Here is a 22664-nt window from a genome sequence, read left to right on the forward strand (position 1 = left end):
GTAAGCAGTTATTTTTGAGATCAATCTCTTTCAAGTGATAGTGAATAGACCACTATCACTTGAAATTTATCTATCAAAAAATGAAATCAACTGCATTCTTTTTGTAATACAACCAGGGGCTAACTCATGACAACAATCGTAAGTGTTCGCCGTAATGGCCAAGTTGTAATCGGTGGTGATGGACAGGCGACGATGGGTAATACCGTCATGAAAGGCAATGTCCGCAAAGTACGCCGTTTATATAACGACAAAGTCATTGCAGGATTTGCCGGTGGCACCGCAGACGCATTCACACTCTTTGAACTGTTCGAGCGCAAACTTGAACTCCATCAAGGACACCTCACTAAAGCGGCGGTGGAATTAGCCAAAGATTGGCGTACCGACCGCATGCTGCGCAAATTAGAAGCACTGCTTGCCGTCGCTGATGAACACACTTCATTAATTATTACGGGTAATGGCGACGTCGTTCAGCCTGAAAATGACCTGATTGCGATTGGCTCTGGTGGTCCATATGCCCAATCAGCAGCACGCGCCCTTCTCGAAAATACAGACTTAAGCGCTCGCGAAATCGCGGAAAAAGCCCTCGCGATAGCGGGAGATATCTGTATTTACACCAACCATAATGTCAACTTTGAAGAAATTTCTTCAAAATCATAAGGATTGCTAGCATGTCCGAAATGACTCCACGCGAAATTGTCAGCGAACTCGACAACCATATTATTGGTCAACATAAAGCTAAACGTTCTGTTGCTATCGCCCTGCGTAACCGCTGGCGCCGTATGCAGTTAAATGAGCATTTACGCCATGAAGTGACTCCCAAAAACATTCTGATGATTGGTCCTACCGGGGTAGGTAAAACCGAAATCGCACGCCGTTTAGCCAAACTGGCAAATGCGCCATTCATCAAAGTTGAAGCCACTAAGTTCACGGAAGTGGGCTATGTAGGTAAAGAAGTTGACTCTATCATCCGCGATCTTACCGATTCTGCGGTAAAAATGGTGCGTTTACAATCTATCGAGAAAAACCGTTATCGTGCCGAAGAAATGGCGGAAGAACGCATTCTTGATGTGTTGATCCCACCAGCAAAAAATAACTGGGGACAAGCAGAACCTGTTGATGAGCAATCACCAGCACGCCAAGCATTCCGTAAGAAATTACGTGAAGGTCAGTTAGACGATAAAGAAATTGAAATTGAAGTTTCCGCAGCACCAATGGGCGTTGAAATCATGGCTCCTCCAGGTATGGAAGAGATGACCAACCAGCTACAATCTATGTTCCAAAACTTAGCAGGTCAAAAACAGAAGCCTCGTAAGATGAAAATCAAAGAAGCTTTTAAACTGTTGGTGGAAGAAGAAGCGGCAAAACTGGTTAATCCTGAAGAGCTGAAAGAACAAGCCATTGAAGCGGTTGAACAAAACGGTATCGTGTTTATTGATGAGTTCGATAAAATCTGTAAACGTGGTGGTCAAAGTTCAGGTCCAGATGTGTCCCGTGAAGGGGTTCAGCGTGACCTATTACCATTAATCGAAGGCTGCACCATCTCAACCAAACACGGTATGGTGAAAACTGACCACATCCTGTTTATCGCATCTGGGGCATTCCAAGTCTCTAGCCCATCTGATTTGATTCCAGAACTGCAAGGTCGTCTGCCAATTCGTGTTGAACTTCAGGCGCTGACCACTGAAGATTTCGAGCGCATCTTAACTGAGCCTAATGCTTCTTTGACTGAACAGTACAAAGCGTTGATGGCAACAGAAGGTGTTAGCGTTGAATTCACCGCAGATGGTATTCGTAAAATTGCAGAATCTGCATGGCAAGTGAATGAGTCAACCGAGAATATCGGTGCGCGTCGTTTACATACTGTGCTAGAACGTCTGATGGAAGATATCTCTTTCGACGCCAGCGAGCGCGACGGACAAAGCATTACAATTGATGCTGAGTATGTCCGCCAACACTTAGACGAACTGGTAGCAGACGAAGACCTGAGTAGATTTATTTTATAATCTTATTAATTATCAGGTTTTCATGTATCCTTAATGGATGTTAGCTAAAGTGCAGCAATCTTGCTGCACTTTTGACATATAAAATCCAACTTAATAAGAACATTTACTCCCAATAATTCAAACGGTCACTCAGCAGCAAAGCCACGTTACCCATTGAAATATCACGAGTACGGTGAATAAATTACATGAACTCATCTTCAATCAGCCGCAAACAAGCTTGGCTAGAAAGTTTACGACCAAAAACCCTACCATTAGGGGTGATTGCCATCGTCACTGGATCCGCATTGACCTATTTCACGGGTAACTTTAAGTGGCCTGTCGCTCTGCTTTCTATTATCACAGCGGGCTTATTACAAATTTTATCTAACCTCGCCAATGACTATGGCGATGCGATTAAAGGCTCAGACACCGCTGAACGCATCGGACCTCTGCGTGGAATGCAAAAAGGCGTCATCACCAAAGAAGATATGAAAAAAGCGCTGAAGCTGAATATCTTCGCGGCTTGCCTTTCTGGTCTATTGTTGATTATTGTCGCGTGCGAAAAACCAGAAGATGCCATCGGATTCCTTGGCTTAGGGTTAGTGGCTATCGTGGCTGCCATTACGTATACCGTCGGTAAAAAACCTTATGGCTACCTTGGTCTTGGGGATATTTCCGTTCTCATTTTCTTTGGTTGGTTAAGTGTGATTGGTACTTTTTACCTACAAGCGAATAGCTTTAATATCATCACTATCCTACCAGCAACAGCTTGCGGTTTACTGTCTGTAGCTGTTTTAAATATCAATAATATGCGTGATATTGAAAACGACATTAAAGCGGGTAAAAACACGTTGGCAGTGCGTTTAGGTCCACAAGGCGCGCGCATGTACCACGCCATTATCATCATCGTTTCCATCTTATGTTTGGTATTTTTCAATTTACTCTATTTAACAGGTTGGGCGGGCTGGTTATTCTTATTGGCGGTGCCAATGCTGATGAATCATGTACGCAAAGTGCTTTCTGATCCTACCCCAGAAGGGATGCGCCCAATGCTAGAAAATATGGTGAAAATCGCTTTAGTCACCAACGTTTTATTCTCCCTTGGGGTTATCCTGAGTAAATAGTCTCAATTATTTGCTGTTTTTTTGACTTTTCCCGCTTATTTTCTGGCGGGAATTTTGCCAATCAGTGACTAAAAGGGATATACTGACCTTCCTCTTGCAGCAAAAAAGACCTAAATCCTATGAAATATGATACTTCCGAACTCTGCGACATCTACCAAGAAAGCGTTAATGTAGTAGAACCTTTATTCTCCAACTTTGGTGGACGTACTTCATTTGGCGGTCAAATCATTACAGTAAAATGCTTTGAAGATAATGGCATTCTGTATGATTTGCTGGAAGAAGACGGCCATGGGCGCATCTTGCTGGTGGATGGCGGTGGTTCAGTGCGTAAAGCACTGATTGACGCTGAGCTCGCGCGATTAGCGGTAGACAATGGCTGGGAAGGTATTGTGGTTTACGGTGCCGTCCGTCAAGTGGATGCATTAATGGAGTTAGATCTCGGCATCCAAGCAGTTGCTGCAATCCCTGCGGGTTGCCCTGACGAAGGTATCGGCGAAAGCGATATCCGCGTTAATTTTGGCGGCGTGACATTCTTCTCCGGCGATTATCTGTATGCCGATAACACGGGCATGATTTTATCCGAAGAACCACTGACCCAAGCAGCCAACGACGATTTCGACGAAACCATCGACGAATAAGCCCCACCAAACTCCACAAAAAAGGCAGATATCACTATCTGCCTTTTTCTTTTCTGTTTTCTGTTTTCTGTTTTCCGTTTTTCACTTCTTTCAGAAAACACTTCTACATACCCCTACATTCCCAAAATAATTCGAGTCACAGGTAGGCGGCGAGTGGAGGATATCCCGATGAGCATACATAAGTATGTGATTCGGGTATCCAAACGAAGCCAACACCCCTGTGGCTTGAAGTATGAAGGGAATTAAACTTCTTCCATCTTACCGAGAAGGGTCCGTAAACGTTCCTGCCAAGTCGCCTGCTCTTGCTTCAGCTGTTCATTTTCACGAACCAGTGATTCAGTACCTGATTTGTTGGCTTGTAACTCTTGGCTTAATGCACTGTTTTGTTCTTTCAGTTCATCAATTTCCATTTGCATTAATGCGATGGTGTCGATGGCTTGTTGAACTTTGGATTCTAGTTTCTCAAATACTTCAAATGACATGTTCGGATCTCCCTTTATAAGCGCTTTCCCTCGATTGTAAGTAGCATGATCCTCTGTGTCCAGTGACTTACACTTGATTACAAACATTATTCTTTTAATTGTCTCGCCCGTGACTATTCAAATGTTTGAATTCGACCTTAAAAATGATTGTTTGTTTTCGTTTTTTGGTGATTTGACACACAGTTTTCACAAATCGCAATATTCGATTATCTTTTTTCTCGCTAAATTAACAGAATAAATTTTCGCAGAGAAAATTATACTCGTGCAAAACACCTCTCTTAACAACTATTGCAGGATGAACATTTATGAGCAAAATGACACCTTCAACACTGACAGGTCAGTGTATATCGGAGTTTCTTGGAACTGCTCTGTTGGTTTTTTTTGGTTTAGGATGTGTCGCGGCTGTACGTATTGCAGGTGCTCAGTTAGGTCTTTGGGAAATTAGTGTGATTTGGGGCTTCGGCGTCGCACTGGCTGTTTACCTAACTGCGGGCATCTCTGGCGCTCACTTAAACCCTGCCGTCACATTAGCATTATGGTTATTCGCGTGTTTCGATAAGCGAAAAGTCGTTCCTTACATTATCGCTCAAATGCTCGGGGGCTTTTGTGCTGCTGCCCTAGTTTACTCAATGTATTCCCCTGTTTTTTTCGATTACGAACAAGTTCACCATATTGTTCGTGGCACACAAGAAAGTTTGTTTACAGCGGGTGTCTTCTCAACTTACCCTGCGCCACAAATCAGCGTGTTCCATGCGTTCTTTATTGAAGTGGTGATTGCCGCCATTTTAGTCTGCTTAATTTTAGGTTTAACTGATGATGGCAATGGCGTTCCTAAAGGTCCATTAGCACCATTATTAATTGGTATCTTAATTGCGGTTATCGGTGGCTCTTTTGGTCCATTGACTGGATTCGCCTTAAACCCAGCGCGTGACTTTGGTCCGAAAGTCGTGGCTTATTTAGCTGGATGGGGTGATATTGCCCTGACCGGCGGACGTGATATTCCTTATTTCCTTGTCCCATTGACTGCGCCGATTGTTGGTGGTCTGCTAGGGGCATTCGGTTATCGTAAACTCATTGGTCGCCATCTGCCTTGCATGACTTGCGAGTCTGATGAAGAAGAGAAGAAATCCTCTTAATACCGTTTCTTATTTCTAAAACTGGGTTTACCTAAAACCAGATTAACCCATTGCTGAACAGGTTTAAATTATGACAACAGAAACCAATATCGTTAAAAAATATATTGTCGCTCTTGATCAAGGCACAACCAGTTCGCGAGCTGTCGTTCTCGACCATGATGCAAATATCGTCAGTATTTCCCAGCGCGAATTCACGCAAATTTACCCAAAACCAGGCTGGGTAGAACATGACCCAATGGAAATTTGGGCAACGCAAAGTTCGACATTAATTGAAGTTCTCGCTAAAGCCGATATTCGTACCGATGAAGTGGCAGGTATCGGTATCACTAACCAACGTGAAACCACGATTGTTTGGGAGAAAGCGACAGGTAAACCTGTCTATAATGCGATTGTTTGGCAATGCCGCCGTACCGCTGACTTTTGTACCCATTTAAAAACGAACGATAAAGAACTTGAAGAGTATATTCGCCAAAACACGGGTTTAGTGGTTGACCCTTACTTCTCAGGAACCAAAGTAAAATGGATCCTCGATAACGTCGAAGGTGCTCGTGAACGCGCAGAAAAAGGTGAATTACTGTTCGGTACTGTCGATACTTGGTTAGTTTGGAAAATGACTCAAGGTCGCGTCCACGTCACTGACTATACCAACGCTTCTCGTACCATGTTATTCAACATTCGTAATTTAGAATGGGATGACAAAATCCTTAAAGCATTAAATATTCCTCGTAACATGCTGCCAGAAGTCCGCCCTTCCTCTGACGTTTACGGACAAACCAACATTGGGGGTAAAGGCGGTACACGTATTCCAATTTCGGGCATTGCGGGCGACCAACAAGCAGCACTGTATGGTCAATTGTGCGTAAAATCCGGTATGGCAAAAAATACCTACGGAACTGGCTGCTTCCTCTTGATGAATACCGGTGATACCGCAGTTCGCTCTAATCATGGTCTATTAACCACGATTGCTTGCGGTCCTAAAGGCGAAGTGAACTATGCCCTTGAAGGTGCGGTGTTTGTGGGCGGCGCCTCTATTCAGTGGCTACGTGATGAGTTGAAACTGATTGATGAATCTACGGACTCCGAATATTTCGCCACCAAAGTTAAAGATAGCAACGGTGTGTATGTGGTGCCTGCATTCACTGGTTTAGGCGCTCCATATTGGGATCCGTATGCGCGCGGCGCTATCTTTGGCTTAACACGTGGGGCAAACCGCAACCACATTATTCGTGCCACATTGGAATCCATCGCTTATCAAACCCGCGATGTCCTCGATGCGATGCAAGCCGATTCTGGTGAACGCCTAAAAGCCTTACGTGTGGACGGTGGCGCTGTTGCGAACAACTTCCTGATGCAGTTCCAATCAGACATTCTCGGTACCTCTGTAGAACGCCCTGAAGTCCGTGAAAGCACCGCGTTAGGTGCCGCTTACTTAGCGGGTATCGCCGTTGGATTCTGGGAAAGTTTGGATGAACTGCAAAGTAAAGCCAACATTGAACGTGTCTTTAAACCGGGTATTGAAACCACTGAACGCAATTATAAATACGAAGGTTGGAAAAAAGCGGTCGCTCGTGCTCAAGAGTGGGAAGACCGCGCTTAACTTTTCGATATCACGACATATATTGCTAAACAAAATATATTGCTAAGCAAACCGTCAAAGCAGTGCTCCGGCACTGCTTTTTTATTGCTGGTGACTACGAATCGCAACATCTCAAGTAATTCGCTAATAAATAAAAACATCACTCATAGATGAATAATAAATTAGAAAGCTCCCACTTGCTTATCTAGAATTCGTCCCTGCAATAACTATGTTTATGAATTATTTTATAAAAAATTATTTTTAAATTATTTCAGGAGTGAAGGTTATGGATAACCGGAAAAAATATGCATTGATGCACACCAATCAAACCAGTGCACAACTCACATCCCAAGCACAACAGCATGGATATTTAGAGCTTGGTCTATACAAAAATCGAGGACGAGTTGCAAAAATCCACACAGACAGTTTTTACTTAGAAGGGCTACAAGACGATCCTCAGAAAACACATTCAGGACACGCCGCTTTTGATATCACAAACTGGTTACTGGATAAGCCTCGTTTACCGGGAGAACAGCGAAAAAACTATCTATTAAGTACTCTAGATGAAGATGATTTTTCAGGGTTTAAATTCCATCCATTGCATAATTTATGGGTTGATAGCTTTAACTCCCCTCATCAATGGCGCGATGGAGAGCCTCGTTCTCAATCGCAATTTGTTGAGTTACTACTTCCAAGCGGCCAATCAGAGCGTCATTATGGCATGCTCATTCTTGCGGGTGATGCTAACGATCTGCAAGTAGAGCTGGCACGACATTGGCTTGAATTGACTGGTGGCGGCTTACTGATTATTGAAAATGATACAACGCTTATCTCGAAGCCAGTTCAATTGCTTCTTGACGAGCTAGAATACATACAAGACTCCCCAGCATCTGAGCAAGATACAACGATTTTCGCTCAATATTCTCAACCAGGGATATCCGTCACTGCCACCCCTGCATTCCATGAAGATAGCTCCGAGCAAAAATATTATGTTCTAGATAATTTAACTTACTATTTCAGCGGATTACCTCAACAAATAGAGCCAACCACTTGGGTTTATGAAGGCGTTCTCACCGTGCCTAAATCTGAACGCCTTATCCTCTATGTGGATACACAATATCATCCCTATAACCTCACACTGGATATTGATCAGTACACTCATCAAATTAATGCTCAAGATGAATGTAGCGAAATCGTGATTAAACATACCCAAAAGGGGCAGCAAGTTCACTTTAAAATCACCACCACGACACAAGATAATGCCCCCAATATCCGCTTAGGGTGGGGGTTTTCAGGGCAAGAATCAGTTCAATTTATTCCTGATGATTTCATTCATCACACTCCCTTGATTACCACAGAAAATACCTCGGTTGAGCAACCTGCCCCACATTCTTTATTCAACCCTGATGGCTACCAACAGACACTGTCATTACCTTCTACGTCGATAAACTCATTCGCACTCACAGAAGAGACCCGAAATAATAGCTATTATTTTTCAATTCAAATAAATAGCTCACGGTTGAATACCGTTTTAAGACTGGATGATATCAGCCTATCACCACACGATTCCTGGGAGGGACTTGCAGCCGAAATCGAAGACTATGTTAATCAGCAACTCGCTGATCTTGAACTCCCTCTTATCTCCGCTCATTATAAAAATAACCAGATTGTCATCACCTGTGGGGGCATGATTGTTTCCCAATTTCAGCTAAAAAATCAGCAGTTACACCCTCTTCTTATTGCAGAAAATCCCCATGGTATCGCCAATCAATTTCACGTAGGTGTGCTATCTGGAAGTTTGCCATTTCATGAGGAAATTGAATATTTTCAGCTTATTGAAGAGCCATTATTTGGAGAGGTTGTATTAAACGAAATAACCGGAGAATGGCAATATATACCTGATGGTAAACAATCTTTCCGTGGGCATGACCAGTTTGATTTTATTGCCATTATGAAAGATGGCTCTGTTTCTGCCCCTATGTCTATTCAGCTACAATCTGAAGAAGCGCCTTATCTGTCCCTTCCAAGTAAGCGTATTTTTACGTTACCAGATCCGATTTATCATCAGCCTCAGATGCGCCATCACCCCGTGCCAAGCGATATGCAAATTCACAATATTCAGCTAGCACAAACCCACTTACTTGAGCCCCATACTAAATACTTCAGTTTAACGGCTGACCGACCCGCTTTATTAAAAATTGATATTACCAGTGACTCTGAGGCTACAGCGCCCGACATTGTGGCCATTATTCGAGATAAAGAGGGAATTGAATTAGAGAAAGTGGTTTTAACGGGTCCATCAAATCTTCCCGCCGCTCTCACCCCACCGCCTAATACGCCTAGCTTCGAAGCTAAAGATTGGCACCGTTACAGCTATACCGCGCCGATAAAGGGAAAATGGATTCAACCTAATATGGAGATACAAATTCTCGCAGGAGGTATACCAATAACTCAATATGGCATCCAAAATGTTGAAGCTGAATACGCAATGCCTGGTGAAGGTACACCATTTCCCTTCTATACCGCTGCAGGAAGTTTTTTTCCTAGAATCAAAAAAATAAAGCCCATCACTGCACATGTCGCGCATAAAACGCTTTATCAAGATGGACACGGTACTTACTCTTATTCCCTTCTCAGTTGGGGATTAGAAGCGCTCGCCAAATTACCCATTCACCAGCTAACCTTATATAGCTATCCCCCTATCCCTCAGAAATCGGCTTTATACCCTTGTATCGTTCAAGATGATGCGATTTATACAGATAGAACGACGCTGGTTCATCTCTTGTATGACGCTCCAAACAGTATCCAAGAGCCATCAATGTCACAAATTGAGAGGTCTTACTTAGAGAGCCAAAAAGCAGCGCGGAGAACAGAGCTGTATAGCGAATTTTTTTATATCGCTATCCTGCCGCTATCTATGGAGGGGGGCACATCAGGTGTGATTGGGTTAGCAACCCATAACTTTGGTGGCGGAATATCAAAACCCAGTATTTTATGGCATGAAATGTTTGGGCATGGTCTTGCACTCGGCCATACCACAAATGAAGGTTACCCATATCCAGCGGAAAGTCATGGTAAGAACATCGCATATGATTCATATCGCCAGCAATACACAACCTTCCGTAAAGACGAGCCAGAATATGAGATTATACCCGCAATGTATCCGAGTGATTATCCTCATTACAGTGATCAATACGACGCATTCTTAGCGCATTCAGATTACTATATTTACTTGGCTCAACATTTTTTATCTAAAATTAACGAAAGTGAAGTCCCAGGCGAATATGTCTCCGTCTACCAACTTAATGGCATATTTCTTCCTTTACCTGATGGCTCGCAGCACCCCTATAGCTACCTCACCGTGACTCAAACTATCGGGCAATTGATCCAACAGGATCATTCTGATTCCCCTCATAGTTTGACGATCACCTATGTCACGCCATCCGGTCTACTCACCGAATCCCTAAAAATTTCCTTGAGGGATAACGAACTTAATTTGAACATTCCCAATAAGGGGGAATTAGTCAGTATTCAGATTATCGAATCTAAAGAAAACAACGACACAACGCTCTATCACTATAAAAATCCTGAATCTCTAGCAAATCGCTTATTTATTTATGGTGATGGAAAAACCGTGCCGGAACAATTGCAGATAGATAACTATTGGCGTGGTAGTCGATTATCTTGGTCTGCAACGGATAAAAATTTAATTGATATCTCAACAGGGAAAGTAAATTCTCAATATATCACTCCGCAAAGTGCGATTTGTGCCAGTTGGATAGAGAGCGGGCAATTACACCAACAATACTTCTCATTAAGTGACCCGTTTGGTCAAAATAATCAAGTTGATACAACCCATCATTTCCAACCAATTCATCATTTCGATATGCAAAATAATGAAAATGATATATCAACCTCTCATTTAAATATTCTTTCTGATATCAGGCTACTTTCTGATGTGCATATCAACCAACAAATTGATATTAGCAAGCTAGGGATCACTGAGAAAAATAACCAATATTGGGTGACCCTACTCATTTACGATGAACAAGGTATTATCCAAGAAAAAACGCCGCAGGAACCTTGGTTTTTATCCCAGAATAAAAATATACTTTCAGTCAAAGGAACAATCGACAGCACCCCAGGCTTAAAAATCGCGGGGATTAAAATTTATATCGATCAACATTTACATGATGATGTAGCCGCCAGATCAGTTTGGCTTAATCAAAATACTAATCAAACATTGGATGAAAATACCGAGTTTCTCAATTACGATCGCCCTGTGGAATTTAACTCGCTCGCTTCACAAATGGCAGGAATGAAAGAGGACACAATCAGCGCACAACAACAAGCCACTCAATGGGTTGAGTCAGCACATTTCATACCGTTGGTCGCATAATAAATCAGGGGGCTTATTTGCCCCCTTAACATAAAACTTAATCAGTATTCTAAATTAAACCATACGCTCGGTATGACTCATACGACGCGCTAATGGTAACCAGCACAACACGACCAGCATCGACATCAAGAACATCAGTAAGCCAAGGCTAAACTGGCCATTTTGTGGCATTAACGCAGACACCCACGTTGCAACACCAGAACCCACGTTCTGTAAACCACCCACTAATGCTCCTGCTGCACCGGCTAAATATGGGAATGGCTCCATCGCACCAGTAGTCGCCAACGGGAATAACATCCCAGCGCCAAAGAAGAAAATGGCGGCAGGTACCAACAGTGTCCATGTATTCATGATGCCAAACCAACCTGGTACCCACATCATGATGCCCGCAGCTAAACAAATCAGTACAGACTGCCACATCAAGGTGGAGAAATTCTTACCTTCACGCCCCGCGTACCAAGCACCAAAGAACGCCGCAGGAATAGGCAAAATAAACAGAATACTGACGGTAATACTGCTTAGCCCTAAGACACCACCCATCAATACACCGCTACAAGCTTCAAAAACAGCGATCCCCGCCAGAGCACCAATCAACATCGTCAAATACGAAAGAAACGAACCGTTAGATAATAATTCACGGTATGACGCCACTAAATTATGTTTTTCAGGTGAAATAGGACGAGTCTCCGGCATCCAGCGATACATACTGAACAACACTCCGCCACCCAACAGGAATAAGAAAATATAACAGGCGTGCCAACCAAAGAAATGCGCCAGTATCCCACCAAACATAGGGGCTAACAGTGGGCTCACTAACACCCCCATATTGAGCAAACTATTGGCGTAACGTAGTGCAGTGCCTTTATACAGGTCACGCGGCATGGTTCTCACCATTACTCCAGCAACCCCTGTACCTAAACCTTGTAAACCACTCGCGACCGTCAATACCGTCAGCGTTGGGGCAAAAATAGCGACAATCGTTGAAATTAAGAAGATAGATAACCCAGCTAAAATCACCGGACGGCGACCAATTTGGTCAGATAACGGACCATACAGTAGCTGGGAAAAACCGTAAGAAAACAGATACGCCGCCATAACGCGCTGTACAGCACCCGAAGGTTCACCGAAATACACCGCAATTTCAGCAATCACGGGGACATAAACAGTTTGAGTCATTTGCCCAACCGCAGCGAGGGCAATCAACATTAGCAACAGATTAAAATTTTCAAGCTTTCTCATTTTGCTCTCAGACATTCACAATTCCTGAGCACACAATAGCGCCGCATTATTAAAGTTTAATAACACGAACAGTTGCACTCAGGATTAAATAATAGATTTTTATTCGTTGTTTTGCCCATTACATTGGAATTATATAACTAGCAAACAATTGATGTTGTTCTTGTGTGATAAAGATAACAAAATTTATGAATTTTTCGAGGTAGGACACCATTTTAATTTACTTCACGTTGGCAGTAATATTCGCCACCTCTGTCAACTTAACTGTACATTAAAATTACCAAACTCCTCATTTGCAGAACAATCTACTAAAACACTTTATCGATAAGCATAAACAATGAACTGATCTAGTATGAAATCCTATTAAGTTCAGCAATGTATATCTTAAATAATTCACACTGTTGAATACTTTCTCTGAGGCTTTTTCGATAAGAGGGACAAATTTATGGCGAATTGGGTAACAGGTCGGGTGGTTGAAGCCAAATATTGGACAGAAACCTTGTTTAGTTTAGTGGTGGATGCGCCTATTCAACCGTTTATTGCAGGACAATTTGCTAAACTCGCCCTTGAAGTTAATGGGGAACGCGTTGCCCGCGCCTACTCGTATGTGAATGCCCCCAGTGACAACCGCCTTGAATTCTATTTCGTCATTGTTCCCAATGGAAAACTGAGCCCGAAGCTAGCTGAGCTACAAATCGGCGATACATTGCAAATCACCGATGAGGCCTCTGGCTTCTTTGTGCTAGATGAAATCCCAGAATGTAAACATCTTTGGATGCTTTCAACAGGTACGGCTATTGGTCCATTTCTCTCTATTTTACAAGAGAATAAAGGGCTAGAACGCTTTGAAAAAATCGTCTTACTGCATGCCGTGCGTTACCAAAAAGATCTGAGTTACCTGCCGCTCATGCAGCAATTAGAGCAGCAATTCCAAGGGAAATTACGCATTGTCACTGTTGTGAGCCGTGAACACGCCCCCGGCTCACTGTATGGGCGGGTTCCCGCATTAATTGAAGATCATCAATTGGAAGAGTTTGTTGGGTTGCCAATTGACGCAGATAAATGCCACATCATGCTGTGTGGCAACCCAGAAATGGTGCGAGATACACGGGATAAACTCAAAGAAACCCACGGGTTAGTTAAACATTTACGCCGTAAACCGGGACATATTACTAGCGAACAGTACTGGTAATAGCCTAACTGCTAAGACAGATAATCGACTTTATCTGTCTTTTCTCCATACGGATTTTCACCTTCCATTCCTACAAAAACGCCACAATCAATCAGCATCATCATCGTAATCAGCAATGGAAGAAAGCGCCCAATACCCCATTGCCAAATTTCGGCCAATTGGCTGACATCGAAGGAAAAAAGAGCAAAAGCTAACACGACTAAAGCAAACCATCCTCCCGGTTTACCTCTATCGTGAAGACGCTTGGTGAAAATTGCGGCAAGGGGATATAGTAATAAAATAAACAACACCACCACAACAACATCCGGTAATGAAAACGCGTTTTGAAAGAGAGAGATCAGGGTCATCAAAATAAAACAGCCTGCAACTCCTGCCCAAAATGGTCGCCGTCCTATTCTACCTTTAAAGGAAAAAGCCCATTGTAGTAATGTCATTGTCTGTAATCCTGATACAATATTAATCTCTGAAGAATAAGTGGCAGAAAAAATGGCTCAACCAATATTCCGTTCCATGTCCATCATCATAACCGCTTTTGTGTGCTATTTTCCACAAATGGCACTTTCCCAAAAGGTACCGACGTTACCTGATACCAACTTAAGCGTTGCGTATTTAGCGCCCGATGCGCCAACCTTTAATCTCACGATCCCAGAGCTACGTAGTCAATTTAATCAAACCTATAAAGATTTGTATCTTCACGAATACAAAGTGATTGCTAGCCAAGATATATCCGTGCCCTACATTCGCGCCGCATCACGTATTAATCAACAAATATACTCATCTGCTGTCCTCGAACGGGGTAGTGAGAAAATTAAAAGCTTACAAATCACATTATTACCTACTGACAATGAAGCTGACGCCCAAGAAAGTCGCCAATTAATTGAGCGCTATATCATCGCTATTATTCATCAATTTGACCCTAATGTTTCTTTGGATAAAGCCCCTGAGCTGACCGCAGCGCTGAACAAATTTATGGCCAATAAAGCCCCAACCCGCGCAGAAGAAGCGAGATTAGGCGCATTGCGATATATTTTGGTAAAAAGTGACAATAATGTGCTTACTTTTGCTGTTGAACCGATTAAGCTAGAACAACAAGCAAGCGAAAGCAGTAAATAATTGAGAGCAACAAACACGCGAAATGGATGATGATCACGCTCTGGCAATAAGCATGATGAAAAGCAAAGCTATTATTATCCATTGTTCCTATAATGCAGGAACAGCGACAGAAACGTCTCGTTGCGCGTAATACCTTGATCGCGTGATGAAAAACTAATCGATAAATCATTCAAACTTTTTGGTTGGAGGAAATAACATGCGACATCCATTGGTAATGGGTAACTGGAAACTGAACGGCAGTACCCAGATGGTCAATGAACTGATTGCTGGCCTGCGTAACGAACTGAGCAGCGTTGATGGCTGTGACGTAGCAATTGCGCCACCAGCAATGTACTTAACTCAAGCTAAACACGCTATCGCTGGCAGCCGCATTGCATTAGGCGCACAAAACGTTGACGTCAACCTGTCTGGCGCATTCACTGGCGAAATTTCTGCTGAAATGCTGAAAGATGTCGGTGCAAAATACATCATCATCGGTCACTCAGAGCGCCGTACTTATCACAAAGAAAGCGATGAGTTCGTTGCAAAACAATTTGCAGTACTGAAAGAACAAGGTTTAATCCCAGTTCTGTGTATCGGTGAAAGCGAAGCTGAAAACGAAGCTGGTAAAACAGAAGAAGTTTGTGCTCGCCAAATCGATGCAGTCCTGAACACATTAGGTGCAGAAGCATTCCAAGGTGCTGTTATCGCTTATGAGCCAATCTGGGCAATCGGAACCGGTAAATCAGCAACTCCAGCGCAGGCACAAGCCGTACATAAATTTATTCGTAGCCACATTGCGAAAAAAGATGCAGCTGTCGCTGAGCAAGTAATCATTCAATACGGCGGTTCTGTTAACGCAGGCAACGCTGCTGAGTTATTCACTCAACCAGATATCGATGGTGCTTTAGTGGGCGGTGCGTCCTTAAAAGCGGACGCTTTTGCGGTGATTGTTAAAGCTGCTGCTGAAGCCAAAAAAGCTAAGTAATTAAATTCTGTATTTAATCACTCAATTTAACCGTCTATTTTAATTTAACGTTAAATAGACGGTTTTATTTTTCCTTCTATTAAATGAAAAATAATAAAAAAAGAATTTAAAAAATCATTAATTAAAAATATAAACCATTACTTTACATTTAAAAAACCACTGCAAAATAAAAGAAAATATAAGTATCAGACAAACTTCAATTTCATTGTAAATATAAATAAAAATCGAACAAACACAACCCACTAGGTAATAAAAAGTTAGCTAACCCACTAATTTAAATGCCTATACCATCAAAAATTAACCATAGACAGCCTCAAGATAATTCATTTAGATTGCTTGCATCGGCTCGCCGATTTTTCATTATTGATATTTTTGTTCTGTTCTCTTTAAATTAGTAACGTAATAAAAATCAATGGCTTCTTATTAATTATAGTGGCGTCCCTCTTCAAAGAGTTCGACAGACTCTTGCTTATTATAATTAATCTGTGAGTCCATCGATTTTCAATCATTAAATAATTAAAGCATTCTATAAAGGATGAATATGAAGTTTATAACGAGTTTAATTCTTAATACTGCAATTCTTAGCACAGCAATCATTTTCCCTATCGCCAGTTATTCTCAATCCAGTGATAATCATTGGCACGTTAAAACCAATGTGTATGTCGAGCTCGAAGAGTATCAAGGTCAGCGGGATTCACAGAATAACAAAGTGTATGACAAAGCCAGTATGATAGGTAAGTTATCGCTGAGTAATCCGGCATCCACTTGGTCGTTTGATCTCGAACACCGAGAAACCTTAAGAAATCACGGAAAAAACTTCTCCAATTCCAGAGATTCCTACATTCGTAATCGAACCCAAATCGGTGTAACCAAACAGTTCATTAAAGATAAAATTTCCAACCTCGATATCAATTTCACCTACCGCAAAGAATCCAATGATGTAACTCCAGGCTCTAAAGCCCGCTCATCCAACAGCCTCTATTGGGTTATGCCTTCCGGTTCAATCAACCTTGATGAACGATGGACATTTAATTATTGGGGCGCGCTTTACTACTACAGTAATTTCTATGAGGCCAATAACTACGAATTTGAATCTGAAGTGGGCGTGAGTTATAAACTCACCAATAGAATTAAAGCCAAAGTCAGCTATTACAGTGATAAAGCGTGGGATAATGAGTTCACCACCCAATCCTTACAACGCCAAATTCGCCTTGGCTTACCTGTGACTATTAACCAAGATTGGAGCATTTCCCCTTATTTCCGTTATCTCATTAATGATAATGAGTACAACAGTAGAGGCTCGCTCACTCAGCAACTACGCAGTGGCTACCGTATCGGAACTCAAGTGGAATACAAAATGACACCGAAGTTAGCATTATGGGGCGGCGTTGCCTATGAGCCCACTAAATGGAAATACCCAAAAGGCAGTGAAAAAACATCAGGAAACAGTAATAAACAAACGATGTATCTCGGTCAGCTAGGCGTGAAATATAGCTGGTAGCGATAAACATTCGGCAGTTATAAATTCCTAGCCGCTCCGCCATGATAGCGGACGGTTAGGAGCTTAATTTGGTCTTCAAATCGTTAGCGATTAGCGGCGAATGATTTCATCAAAGATCCCACCATTAGCAAAATGCGTTTTCTGCGCTTGTTGCCAACCACCAAAATTCTCATCCACGGTGAGCAATTTCAATTGTGGAAACTGGTTTTGATATTCTTTGGCTACTTGAGCATCTCGCGGACGATAATAGTTTTTTGCGGCAATTTCTTGCCCTTTAGGTGAATACAAAAACTCTAGATAAGCTTGTGCCACTTCACGGTGATCTCGCTTATCCACTGTTCTATCGACAACAGCAACGGTTGGTTCTGCCAAAATGGAAATACTCGGGGTAACAATTTCAAAATCCCCCTTCGCGCCCAACTCATTAATGGCTAACAACGCTTCATTTTCCCACGCAATCAGTACATCGCCGATTCCACGCTCTACAAAGCTGTTGGTTGCCCCTCTCGCGCCAGAGTCTAGCACTTCAACATTTTGATAAAGCTGCTTCACAAACTGTTTTGCCTTCTCTGGATCATTATGATTTTTTTCTAATCCATATCCCCATGCAGCCAAATAATTCCAGCGTGCGCCGCCCGATGTTTTCGGATTAGGCGTCACAACCGAAACGTCTTTTCGGATCAAATCATCCCAATCATGGATATTTTTCGGGTTATCTTTACGTACTAAAAAGACAATGGTTGAAGTATAGGGTGCAGAGTTATCGGGCAGTTTTTTCAGCCAGCCTGGATTAATTTTGCCACTTTGTGCAATCGCATCCACATCGTATGCCAAAGCTAGCGTCACTACATCTGCCTCTAACCCATTAATCACCGAAGTGGCTTGTTTACCGGAACCGCCATGAGACTGGCGCACCGTCACTGTATCCCCCGTTTTTGCTTTCCAATAATCACCAAACTCTTGATTATATTGGCGATAAAATTCGCGAGTCGGGTCATAAGAGACATTTAAAATTTGGATATCTTTCGCCCATGCTCCCGCAGTTAATAACAATAAAGAAAATGCCGCTATTGGATAGCGTGAACTTTGCCAGAAACGTACCATCATCCTTTTCTCCATTAATTGAATACGGAATCAGGCTGACAGATACCCACGGCAACGGGAAATACCGAAAAGGTAAATCTTATAAATAAGAGGAATATCGAGGGGAACAAGGTCAATCTTCGCCGATATGGTCAGTATAAGGCCAACCATACCGGTGAGATTTGCAATAATAGAGGTGAGAAATTAGTACAGTTTTTTCGCTGTTTCCAGCCAATCTTTCTTGAAGACGCGTTTCATGTTCATGACCGCATCAACAATATCATGGTGAACTAATTTTTCATTTTGGATCCCCACACAACGCCCGCCGTAGCCTTCCAGCAGCAGTTGGATAGAGTATGCACCCATACGAGAAGCCAAAATACGGTCATAAGCAACCGGAGAACCACCGCGCTGAATGTGACCTAATACAGTTGCACGAGTTTCATGATGAGTTTCTGCTTCAATGTATTTTGCTAACTCATCCACATCGCAAACGTGCTCGGTGATCGCAACGATTGCATGGCGCTTACCTTTTTCAATCCCACGTTTGATTTCTGACAGTAACTCTTCACGGTTAAATGGCATTTCTTGTTCTGGCAGAACTAAAAACTCACAGCCGCCTGCAATTGCCGCAGAGAGAGTGAGATCGCCACAATAACGCCCCATCACTTCAACGATAGAGATGCGTTTGTGAGAAGTCGATGTATCACGTAAGCGGTCAATCGCTTCAACCACGGTTTCTAACGCAGTGAAATAACCGATGGTGTAGTCTGTTCCAGCAACGTCGTTATCAATCGTGCCTGGTAAGCCAATGCATGGGAAACCTAATTCAGTCAGGCATTTAGCACCAAGGTAAGAACCATCACCACCAATAACAACCAGTGCATCAATGTGGTTTTTCTTCAGGTTTTCAACCGCTACCGCGCGGACTTTTTCATCACGGAATTGAGGGAAGCGAGCAGAGCCTAAGAATGTACCGCCACGGTTGATCATATCCGAAACGCTATAACGGTCTAATTGCTTCATACGGTTTTCATAAAGGCCGAGGTATCCATCAAAAATACCCATTACTTCTAAACCTTCCGCAAGAGCTGCGCGTACTACGCCGCGGATCGCTGCGTTCATACCCGGTGCATCTCCACCGCTCGTTAACACTCCAATTCTTTTAATCTGCTTGACCATGATGACCTCTGATTAATGAACATAAATTGCAAATCTATGAAAAAACCACCGCACTGCACTGATATTCACTGCGACTCACTGACGGATTAACCGCAAAACTCAGCCAATAATTTTGCTGAATTGATTCAACAAGCGAAATAATACGACAAAGCAAGGATTATGCATGGGTTTTCTCGCCAACTTTTATGTTTTCTTGTGATCTCGATTACATAATTTTAGCTCAAATGACGAAAACCAACCCACTCAACGTAATCATCTTACTTCGAAGTACAAATTAAGTCTCGATGATAGCATGTTAATCTCAGCACGACCCCATCATTGCAAGATGCGGGGCATTTTCCTATAAAAAAAGCACCCTAAGGTGCTTCTGTGGTTGATGAAAAATGGAAAAATCTATTTATAACAGTCTATTAGGTATAAAAATAACGCGTTAGGTGGAAGAAAATTGGTGCAGCAAAACAGAGAGAATCAATTCTATCTAACATTCCGCCATGTCCTTCAATGATGGCTCCAAAGTCTTTGATCCCGCTGTCGCGCTTAATTGCAGACATACACAACCCACCGACAAAGCCCATTAACGTAATCGCCAGTGACATTAACCCTGCCGCCCACCAACTAAATGGCGTCACCCAGTACAAACAGATACCAATCAGCACTGACGTTAATATGCCGCCGATAAATCCTTCGACGGTTTTATTTGGGCTAAGCTTAGGCACAATAGGGTGTTTGCCAAGTAACTTACCGAATACATATTGCAATACATCAGAGATTTGCGTGACCACAATTAAGAACAGCAACAGCTTAACGTTTTCCCCTTGGTAACCTTCAATATTCAGCATCAATAATGCCGGTACGTGGCTCAAGCAGAATACCGTGACCAACATACCCCACTGTATTTTCGCCGTACGTTCGAGGAAGTGGTAAGTATCCCCCGCCAACGCGATTCGCGTAGGTAAAAACAAGAAGACAAACACGGGCACAAAAATCGAGAACATCCCATACCACTCAATCCCAACCAGCACATATTGCAGAGGAAGGAAGACGAAAAAACACCAAAATAACGCTTCATGATCGCTACGGCGAGTCGGTGCTAGCGTAATAAATTCCCTTAATGCAAAGAAAGAGATCAACGCAAACAGGATCACGACCCCAATATTCCCAAGCACTACCGCCAAAACGCAGACGATGCACATCACCCACCAAGCACGAATGCGCGCATTTAAGTTATCAATGGTTGGGTTACTTTTTTCCCCTGAATAACGGTATGCCAGAATGCCGCCTATTACGCTGGCGACCATCAAAATACCGAAGACACCAGATAACAGCAGTGCTAATTCACGATCCCAAAGACTCATGGCATCATCTCCTCAAGTGCAACTTTCGCTCTTTGCAAAAAATCCGCCTTATTTTCATCTTCAGTCAGTGGGGATAGTGGCTTCCCAACCGTTGCTGAACAGATAACTGGAACCACGAGCTTTGTTCCTTTCGGTAGCACGCGATTTAAATTTTCCAAATACACTGGGATGACTTCAACATTGGGATATTTTTTCGCTAAATGATAAATTCCGCTTTTGAAGCTACCCAGTTCCTCACCATCTCCTCGGGTTCCCTCTGGAAATAAAATTAATGAATGGTTTGCAGCAAGCACCGCTTCTAGTGGCCCAAGTACAGACTCTTTGGCAGGTTTGTCCCCTTTTCTATCAACCAATACGGCTCGAAACACTTTATTGACGAGGTATCGGCGAAACGGCGTGCCATCCCAATAATCTTTGGCGGCAACAGGATGAACAAAATGGCGCATTAAGGGGGGTAGCCCTGACCAGATAACCAACCCGTCGAGGTGACTTGAGTGGTTAGCATAGTAGATGCGGGGGGTAATAGCCGGTTGGCATCCGACCCAACGTGTACGGACACCCGTTAATAAACGACAAGTACCGGACAACAGCATTCCCATTCCTTTCGCCAGTAGAGAAACTCGCTGTGTTTTTTCCATCTTTTTTCCTTGCTCTCTTATCGAGCACAAATAAAACAATGATAAAAAAAATTCTTAATCGTATTTGCTTAATAAGATATGCAGCGTCGAACAAGAGTACAACTGGATAAGTTCTGATTTGTGACTTTATTTTCACCACCAGAATTAAGATAAAATGCAGGTTATATATAAAACTCAGATGTTAGATAAAAAATGGGGAAGCCTTAGCTTCCCCATTAATATCATTCAAGATAAAAATTATTTTTTATCTGCAGCGATACGGTCACGGATATGTTGTGCACGCTCATCTGACGGTGGATGAGAATCAAACATGCTAGTTTCTTTGCTGCCCAGTTTTGCTAATTTGTCAAAACCAGTCACTAAGCCTTTAGTATCCACACCACGTTTTTTCAGCAGATCATAAGAGAAATCATCTGCTTGGCTTTCTTGGTGTTGAGAGAACTGAGAGTTAACCAGTTTTTGACCCAGCTCACCTAATTGTGAAGAGCTTAATTGAGTCGCAACATCGTTACCTGTTGCCGCTGCCGCAGTACGTGCTGCAACTGCTGCATAAGCAACTTGCATTGCTTTACGGGTATGACCTAAAGCAACGTGACCCATCTCGTGACCCAGAACACCTTCAACTTCGTTGTCGTTCATGATGTCCATCAGACCGCTGTATACACGTACACAGCCATTTGCCATTGCCCATGCGTTCACATCTTTGGTCATGTAAACTTTATAGTTAACCGGAGTACCGTCAACTTCGTTACCCAGTGCTTTAGCAATTTTGTTTAAGCGTTGAGTATATTTGCTTGAAGCTGGAGCAATTTTGTTTTCTGCATCCATCTCTTTACAAGCGTCATCACTGAATTTTTTAACATCTGCATCAGATAATGTTGCAGCTTGGAATAATTGCATTCCAGAGTTGGTCATCAGCCCAGTGTCCATACTCTTACAGCCAGTCATAATGACCGCAGAAACTGCGACCGCAACAAGCGCCTTCATTTTCATCTTCTTTTTTTTCCTTGCTACAAAAATTATATTACTGTTTTTAATAAACCATTCTCGTTCTAATAAC

At 42.7% G+C, this 22664-nt stretch carries 19 protein-coding genes; 11 read left to right on the top strand and 8 right to left on the bottom strand.

Translation table 11 applies throughout. The features are described 5' to 3' along the window. The first annotated feature begins 126 nt into the window (after positions 1 to 126). The 4 genes from hslV (at position 127) to rraA (ending at position 3744) form a co-directional block, all read left to right on the top strand. Positions 127 to 657 (top strand): ATP-dependent protease subunit HslV, encoded by a 531-nt coding sequence (hslV, locus tag ACIH2S_RS18910; RefSeq protein WP_006660514.1) that lies wholly within the window; start codon positions 127 to 129, stop codon positions 655 to 657. An 11-nt stretch (positions 658 to 668) separates the two neighbouring features. After that, positions 669 to 2003 (top strand): HslU--HslV peptidase ATPase subunit, encoded by a 1335-nt coding sequence (gene hslU, locus ACIH2S_RS18915; protein ID WP_108479178.1) that lies wholly within the window; start codon positions 669 to 671, stop codon positions 2001 to 2003. Between the two features lie 185 nt (positions 2004 to 2188). Beyond that, complete coding sequence (locus tag ACIH2S_RS18920) at positions 2189 to 3106, top strand: 1,4-dihydroxy-2-naphthoate polyprenyltransferase (protein ID WP_036950853.1); 918 nt, start codon at positions 2189 to 2191, stop codon at positions 3104 to 3106. Positions 3107 to 3225: 119 nt separating this feature from the next. After that, entirely contained in the window at positions 3226 to 3744 is a 519-nt protein-coding gene (rraA, locus tag ACIH2S_RS18925) for a ribonuclease E activity regulator RraA (RefSeq protein WP_036950850.1), read from the top strand. 242 nt (positions 3745 to 3986) lie between these two features. On the opposite strand, the gene zapB is transcribed toward rraA, so the two are convergent. Beyond that, entirely contained in the window at positions 3987 to 4226 is a 240-nt protein-coding gene (gene zapB / locus ACIH2S_RS18930; RefSeq protein WP_108479177.1) for a cell division protein ZapB, read from the bottom strand. 305 nt (positions 4227 to 4531) lie between these two features. Here zapB and ACIH2S_RS18935 point away from each other — a divergent pair, with 305 nt between their 5' ends. The 3 genes from ACIH2S_RS18935 to ACIH2S_RS18945 all read left to right on the top strand — a co-directional run bounded on the left by ACIH2S_RS18935 (position 4532) and on the right by ACIH2S_RS18945 (position 11337). Then, on the top strand, positions 4532 to 5362 hold the full coding sequence (locus tag ACIH2S_RS18935) for an MIP/aquaporin family protein (RefSeq protein ID WP_036950846.1): 831 nt from the start codon (positions 4532 to 4534) through the stop codon (positions 5360 to 5362). Between the two features lie 70 nt (positions 5363 to 5432). Further along, positions 5433 to 6959, top strand: coding sequence for a glycerol kinase GlpK (glpK, locus tag ACIH2S_RS18940; protein ID WP_036950842.1), 1527 nt, complete (start codon positions 5433 to 5435; stop codon positions 6957 to 6959). Positions 6960 to 7224: 265 nt separating this feature from the next. After that, positions 7225 to 11337, top strand: coding sequence for a hypothetical protein (locus ACIH2S_RS18945; protein WP_430247852.1), 4113 nt, complete (start codon positions 7225 to 7227; stop codon positions 11335 to 11337). A gap of 54 nt (positions 11338 to 11391) precedes the next feature. On the opposite strand, the gene emrD is transcribed toward ACIH2S_RS18945, so the two are convergent. Then, complete coding sequence (gene emrD / locus ACIH2S_RS18950; RefSeq protein ID WP_036950922.1) at positions 11392 to 12576, bottom strand: multidrug efflux MFS transporter EmrD; 1185 nt, start codon at positions 12574 to 12576, stop codon at positions 11392 to 11394. Positions 12577 to 13018: 442 nt separating this feature from the next. Between emrD and fpr the strand changes: the two genes are divergently transcribed. After that, on the top strand, positions 13019 to 13765 hold the full coding sequence (fpr, locus tag ACIH2S_RS18955) for a ferredoxin--NADP(+) reductase (protein WP_154609494.1): 747 nt from the start codon (positions 13019 to 13021) through the stop codon (positions 13763 to 13765). A gap of 11 nt (positions 13766 to 13776) precedes the next feature. On the opposite strand, the gene ACIH2S_RS18960 is transcribed toward fpr, so the two are convergent. Next, positions 13777 to 14199 carry a DUF805 domain-containing protein gene (locus ACIH2S_RS18960; RefSeq protein WP_036950836.1) on the bottom strand — a complete coding sequence of 141 codons (423 nt, stop codon included), beginning with the start codon at positions 14197 to 14199 and terminating at the stop codon, positions 13777 to 13779. Positions 14200 to 14251: 52 nt separating this feature from the next. Here ACIH2S_RS18960 and ACIH2S_RS18965 point away from each other — a divergent pair, with 52 nt between their 5' ends. The 3 genes from ACIH2S_RS18965 (at position 14252) to ACIH2S_RS18975 (ending at position 17346) form a co-directional block, all read left to right on the top strand. Beyond that, entirely contained in the window at positions 14252 to 14878 is a 627-nt protein-coding gene (locus ACIH2S_RS18965) for a DUF1454 family protein (protein WP_036950834.1), read from the top strand. Between the two features lie 196 nt (positions 14879 to 15074). Further along, complete coding sequence (gene tpiA / locus ACIH2S_RS18970; protein WP_036950832.1) at positions 15075 to 15845, top strand: triose-phosphate isomerase; 771 nt, start codon at positions 15075 to 15077, stop codon at positions 15843 to 15845. 535 nt (positions 15846 to 16380) lie between these two features. Continuing rightward, complete coding sequence (locus tag ACIH2S_RS18975) at positions 16381 to 17346, top strand: OmpG family monomeric porin (RefSeq protein ID WP_430247854.1); 966 nt, start codon at positions 16381 to 16383, stop codon at positions 17344 to 17346. A 90-nt stretch (positions 17347 to 17436) separates the two neighbouring features. Here ACIH2S_RS18975 and ACIH2S_RS18980 read toward each other — a convergent pair whose 3' ends face one another. From ACIH2S_RS18980 to ACIH2S_RS19000, 5 genes are all read right to left on the bottom strand, one after another. Then, positions 17437 to 18450: a sulfate ABC transporter substrate-binding protein gene (locus ACIH2S_RS18980; protein WP_349488180.1), complete on the bottom strand. Its 1014-nt coding sequence runs from the start codon at positions 18448 to 18450 to the stop codon at positions 17437 to 17439. A gap of 183 nt (positions 18451 to 18633) precedes the next feature. After that, entirely contained in the window at positions 18634 to 19611 is a 978-nt protein-coding gene (gene pfkA / locus ACIH2S_RS18985; protein WP_132497045.1) for a 6-phosphofructokinase, read from the bottom strand. Between the two features lie 410 nt (positions 19612 to 20021). After that, entirely contained in the window at positions 20022 to 20966 is a 945-nt protein-coding gene (locus tag ACIH2S_RS18990) for a phosphatidate cytidylyltransferase (protein WP_036950825.1), read from the bottom strand. Next, a complete protein-coding gene (locus ACIH2S_RS18995) occupies positions 20963 to 21604 on the bottom strand; it encodes a lysophospholipid acyltransferase family protein (RefSeq protein ID WP_108479170.1) in 642 nt (213 codons plus the stop codon). Before ACIH2S_RS18995 ends, ACIH2S_RS18990 begins: the two co-directional genes overlap by 4 nt. A gap of 237 nt (positions 21605 to 21841) precedes the next feature. Beyond that, positions 21842 to 22597, bottom strand: coding sequence for a M48 family metallopeptidase (locus ACIH2S_RS19000; RefSeq protein ID WP_036950820.1), 756 nt, complete (start codon positions 22595 to 22597; stop codon positions 21842 to 21844). Positions 22598 to 22664 lie beyond the last annotated feature (67 nt).

The sequence above is a fragment of the Providencia lanzhouensis genome, from assembly GCF_050469745.1.
Taxonomy (GTDB): domain Bacteria; phylum Pseudomonadota; class Gammaproteobacteria; order Enterobacterales; family Enterobacteriaceae; genus Providencia; species Providencia lanzhouensis.

Coding starts and splice junctions, on each gene's coding strand:
- hslV (WP_006660514.1), top strand. CDS start 127: ATGACAACAATCGTAAGTGTTCGCCGTAATGGCCAAGTTGTAATCGGT.
- hslU (WP_108479178.1), top strand. CDS start 669: ATGTCCGAAATGACTCCACGCGAAATTGTCAGCGAACTCGACAACCAT.
- ACIH2S_RS18920 (WP_036950853.1), top strand. CDS start 2,189: ATGAACTCATCTTCAATCAGCCGCAAACAAGCTTGGCTAGAAAGTTTA.
- rraA (WP_036950850.1), top strand. CDS start 3,226: ATGAAATATGATACTTCCGAACTCTGCGACATCTACCAAGAAAGCGTT.
- zapB (WP_108479177.1), bottom strand. CDS start 4,226: ATGTCATTTGAAGTATTTGAGAAACTAGAATCCAAAGTTCAACAAGCC.
- ACIH2S_RS18935 (WP_036950846.1), top strand. CDS start 4,532: ATGAGCAAAATGACACCTTCAACACTGACAGGTCAGTGTATATCGGAG.
- glpK (WP_036950842.1), top strand. CDS start 5,433: ATGACAACAGAAACCAATATCGTTAAAAAATATATTGTCGCTCTTGAT.
- ACIH2S_RS18945 (WP_430247852.1), top strand. CDS start 7,225: ATGGATAACCGGAAAAAATATGCATTGATGCACACCAATCAAACCAGT.
- emrD (WP_036950922.1), bottom strand. CDS start 12,576: ATGAGAAAGCTTGAAAATTTTAATCTGTTGCTAATGTTGATTGCCCTC.
- fpr (WP_154609494.1), top strand. CDS start 13,019: ATGGCGAATTGGGTAACAGGTCGGGTGGTTGAAGCCAAATATTGGACA.
- ACIH2S_RS18960 (WP_036950836.1), bottom strand. CDS start 14,199: ATGACATTACTACAATGGGCTTTTTCCTTTAAAGGTAGAATAGGACGG.
- ACIH2S_RS18965 (WP_036950834.1), top strand. CDS start 14,252: ATGGCTCAACCAATATTCCGTTCCATGTCCATCATCATAACCGCTTTT.
- tpiA (WP_036950832.1), top strand. CDS start 15,075: ATGCGACATCCATTGGTAATGGGTAACTGGAAACTGAACGGCAGTACC.
- ACIH2S_RS18975 (WP_430247854.1), top strand. CDS start 16,381: ATGAATATGAAGTTTATAACGAGTTTAATTCTTAATACTGCAATTCTT.
- ACIH2S_RS18980 (WP_349488180.1), bottom strand. CDS start 18,450: ATGGTACGTTTCTGGCAAAGTTCACGCTATCCAATAGCGGCATTTTCT.
- pfkA (WP_132497045.1), bottom strand. CDS start 19,611: ATGGTCAAGCAGATTAAAAGAATTGGAGTGTTAACGAGCGGTGGAGAT.
- ACIH2S_RS18990 (WP_036950825.1), bottom strand. CDS start 20,966: ATGAGTCTTTGGGATCGTGAATTAGCACTGCTGTTATCTGGTGTCTTC.
- ACIH2S_RS18995 (WP_108479170.1), bottom strand. CDS start 21,604: ATGGAAAAAACACAGCGAGTTTCTCTACTGGCGAAAGGAATGGGAATG.
- ACIH2S_RS19000 (WP_036950820.1), bottom strand. CDS start 22,597: ATGAAAATGAAGGCGCTTGTTGCGGTCGCAGTTTCTGCGGTCATTATG.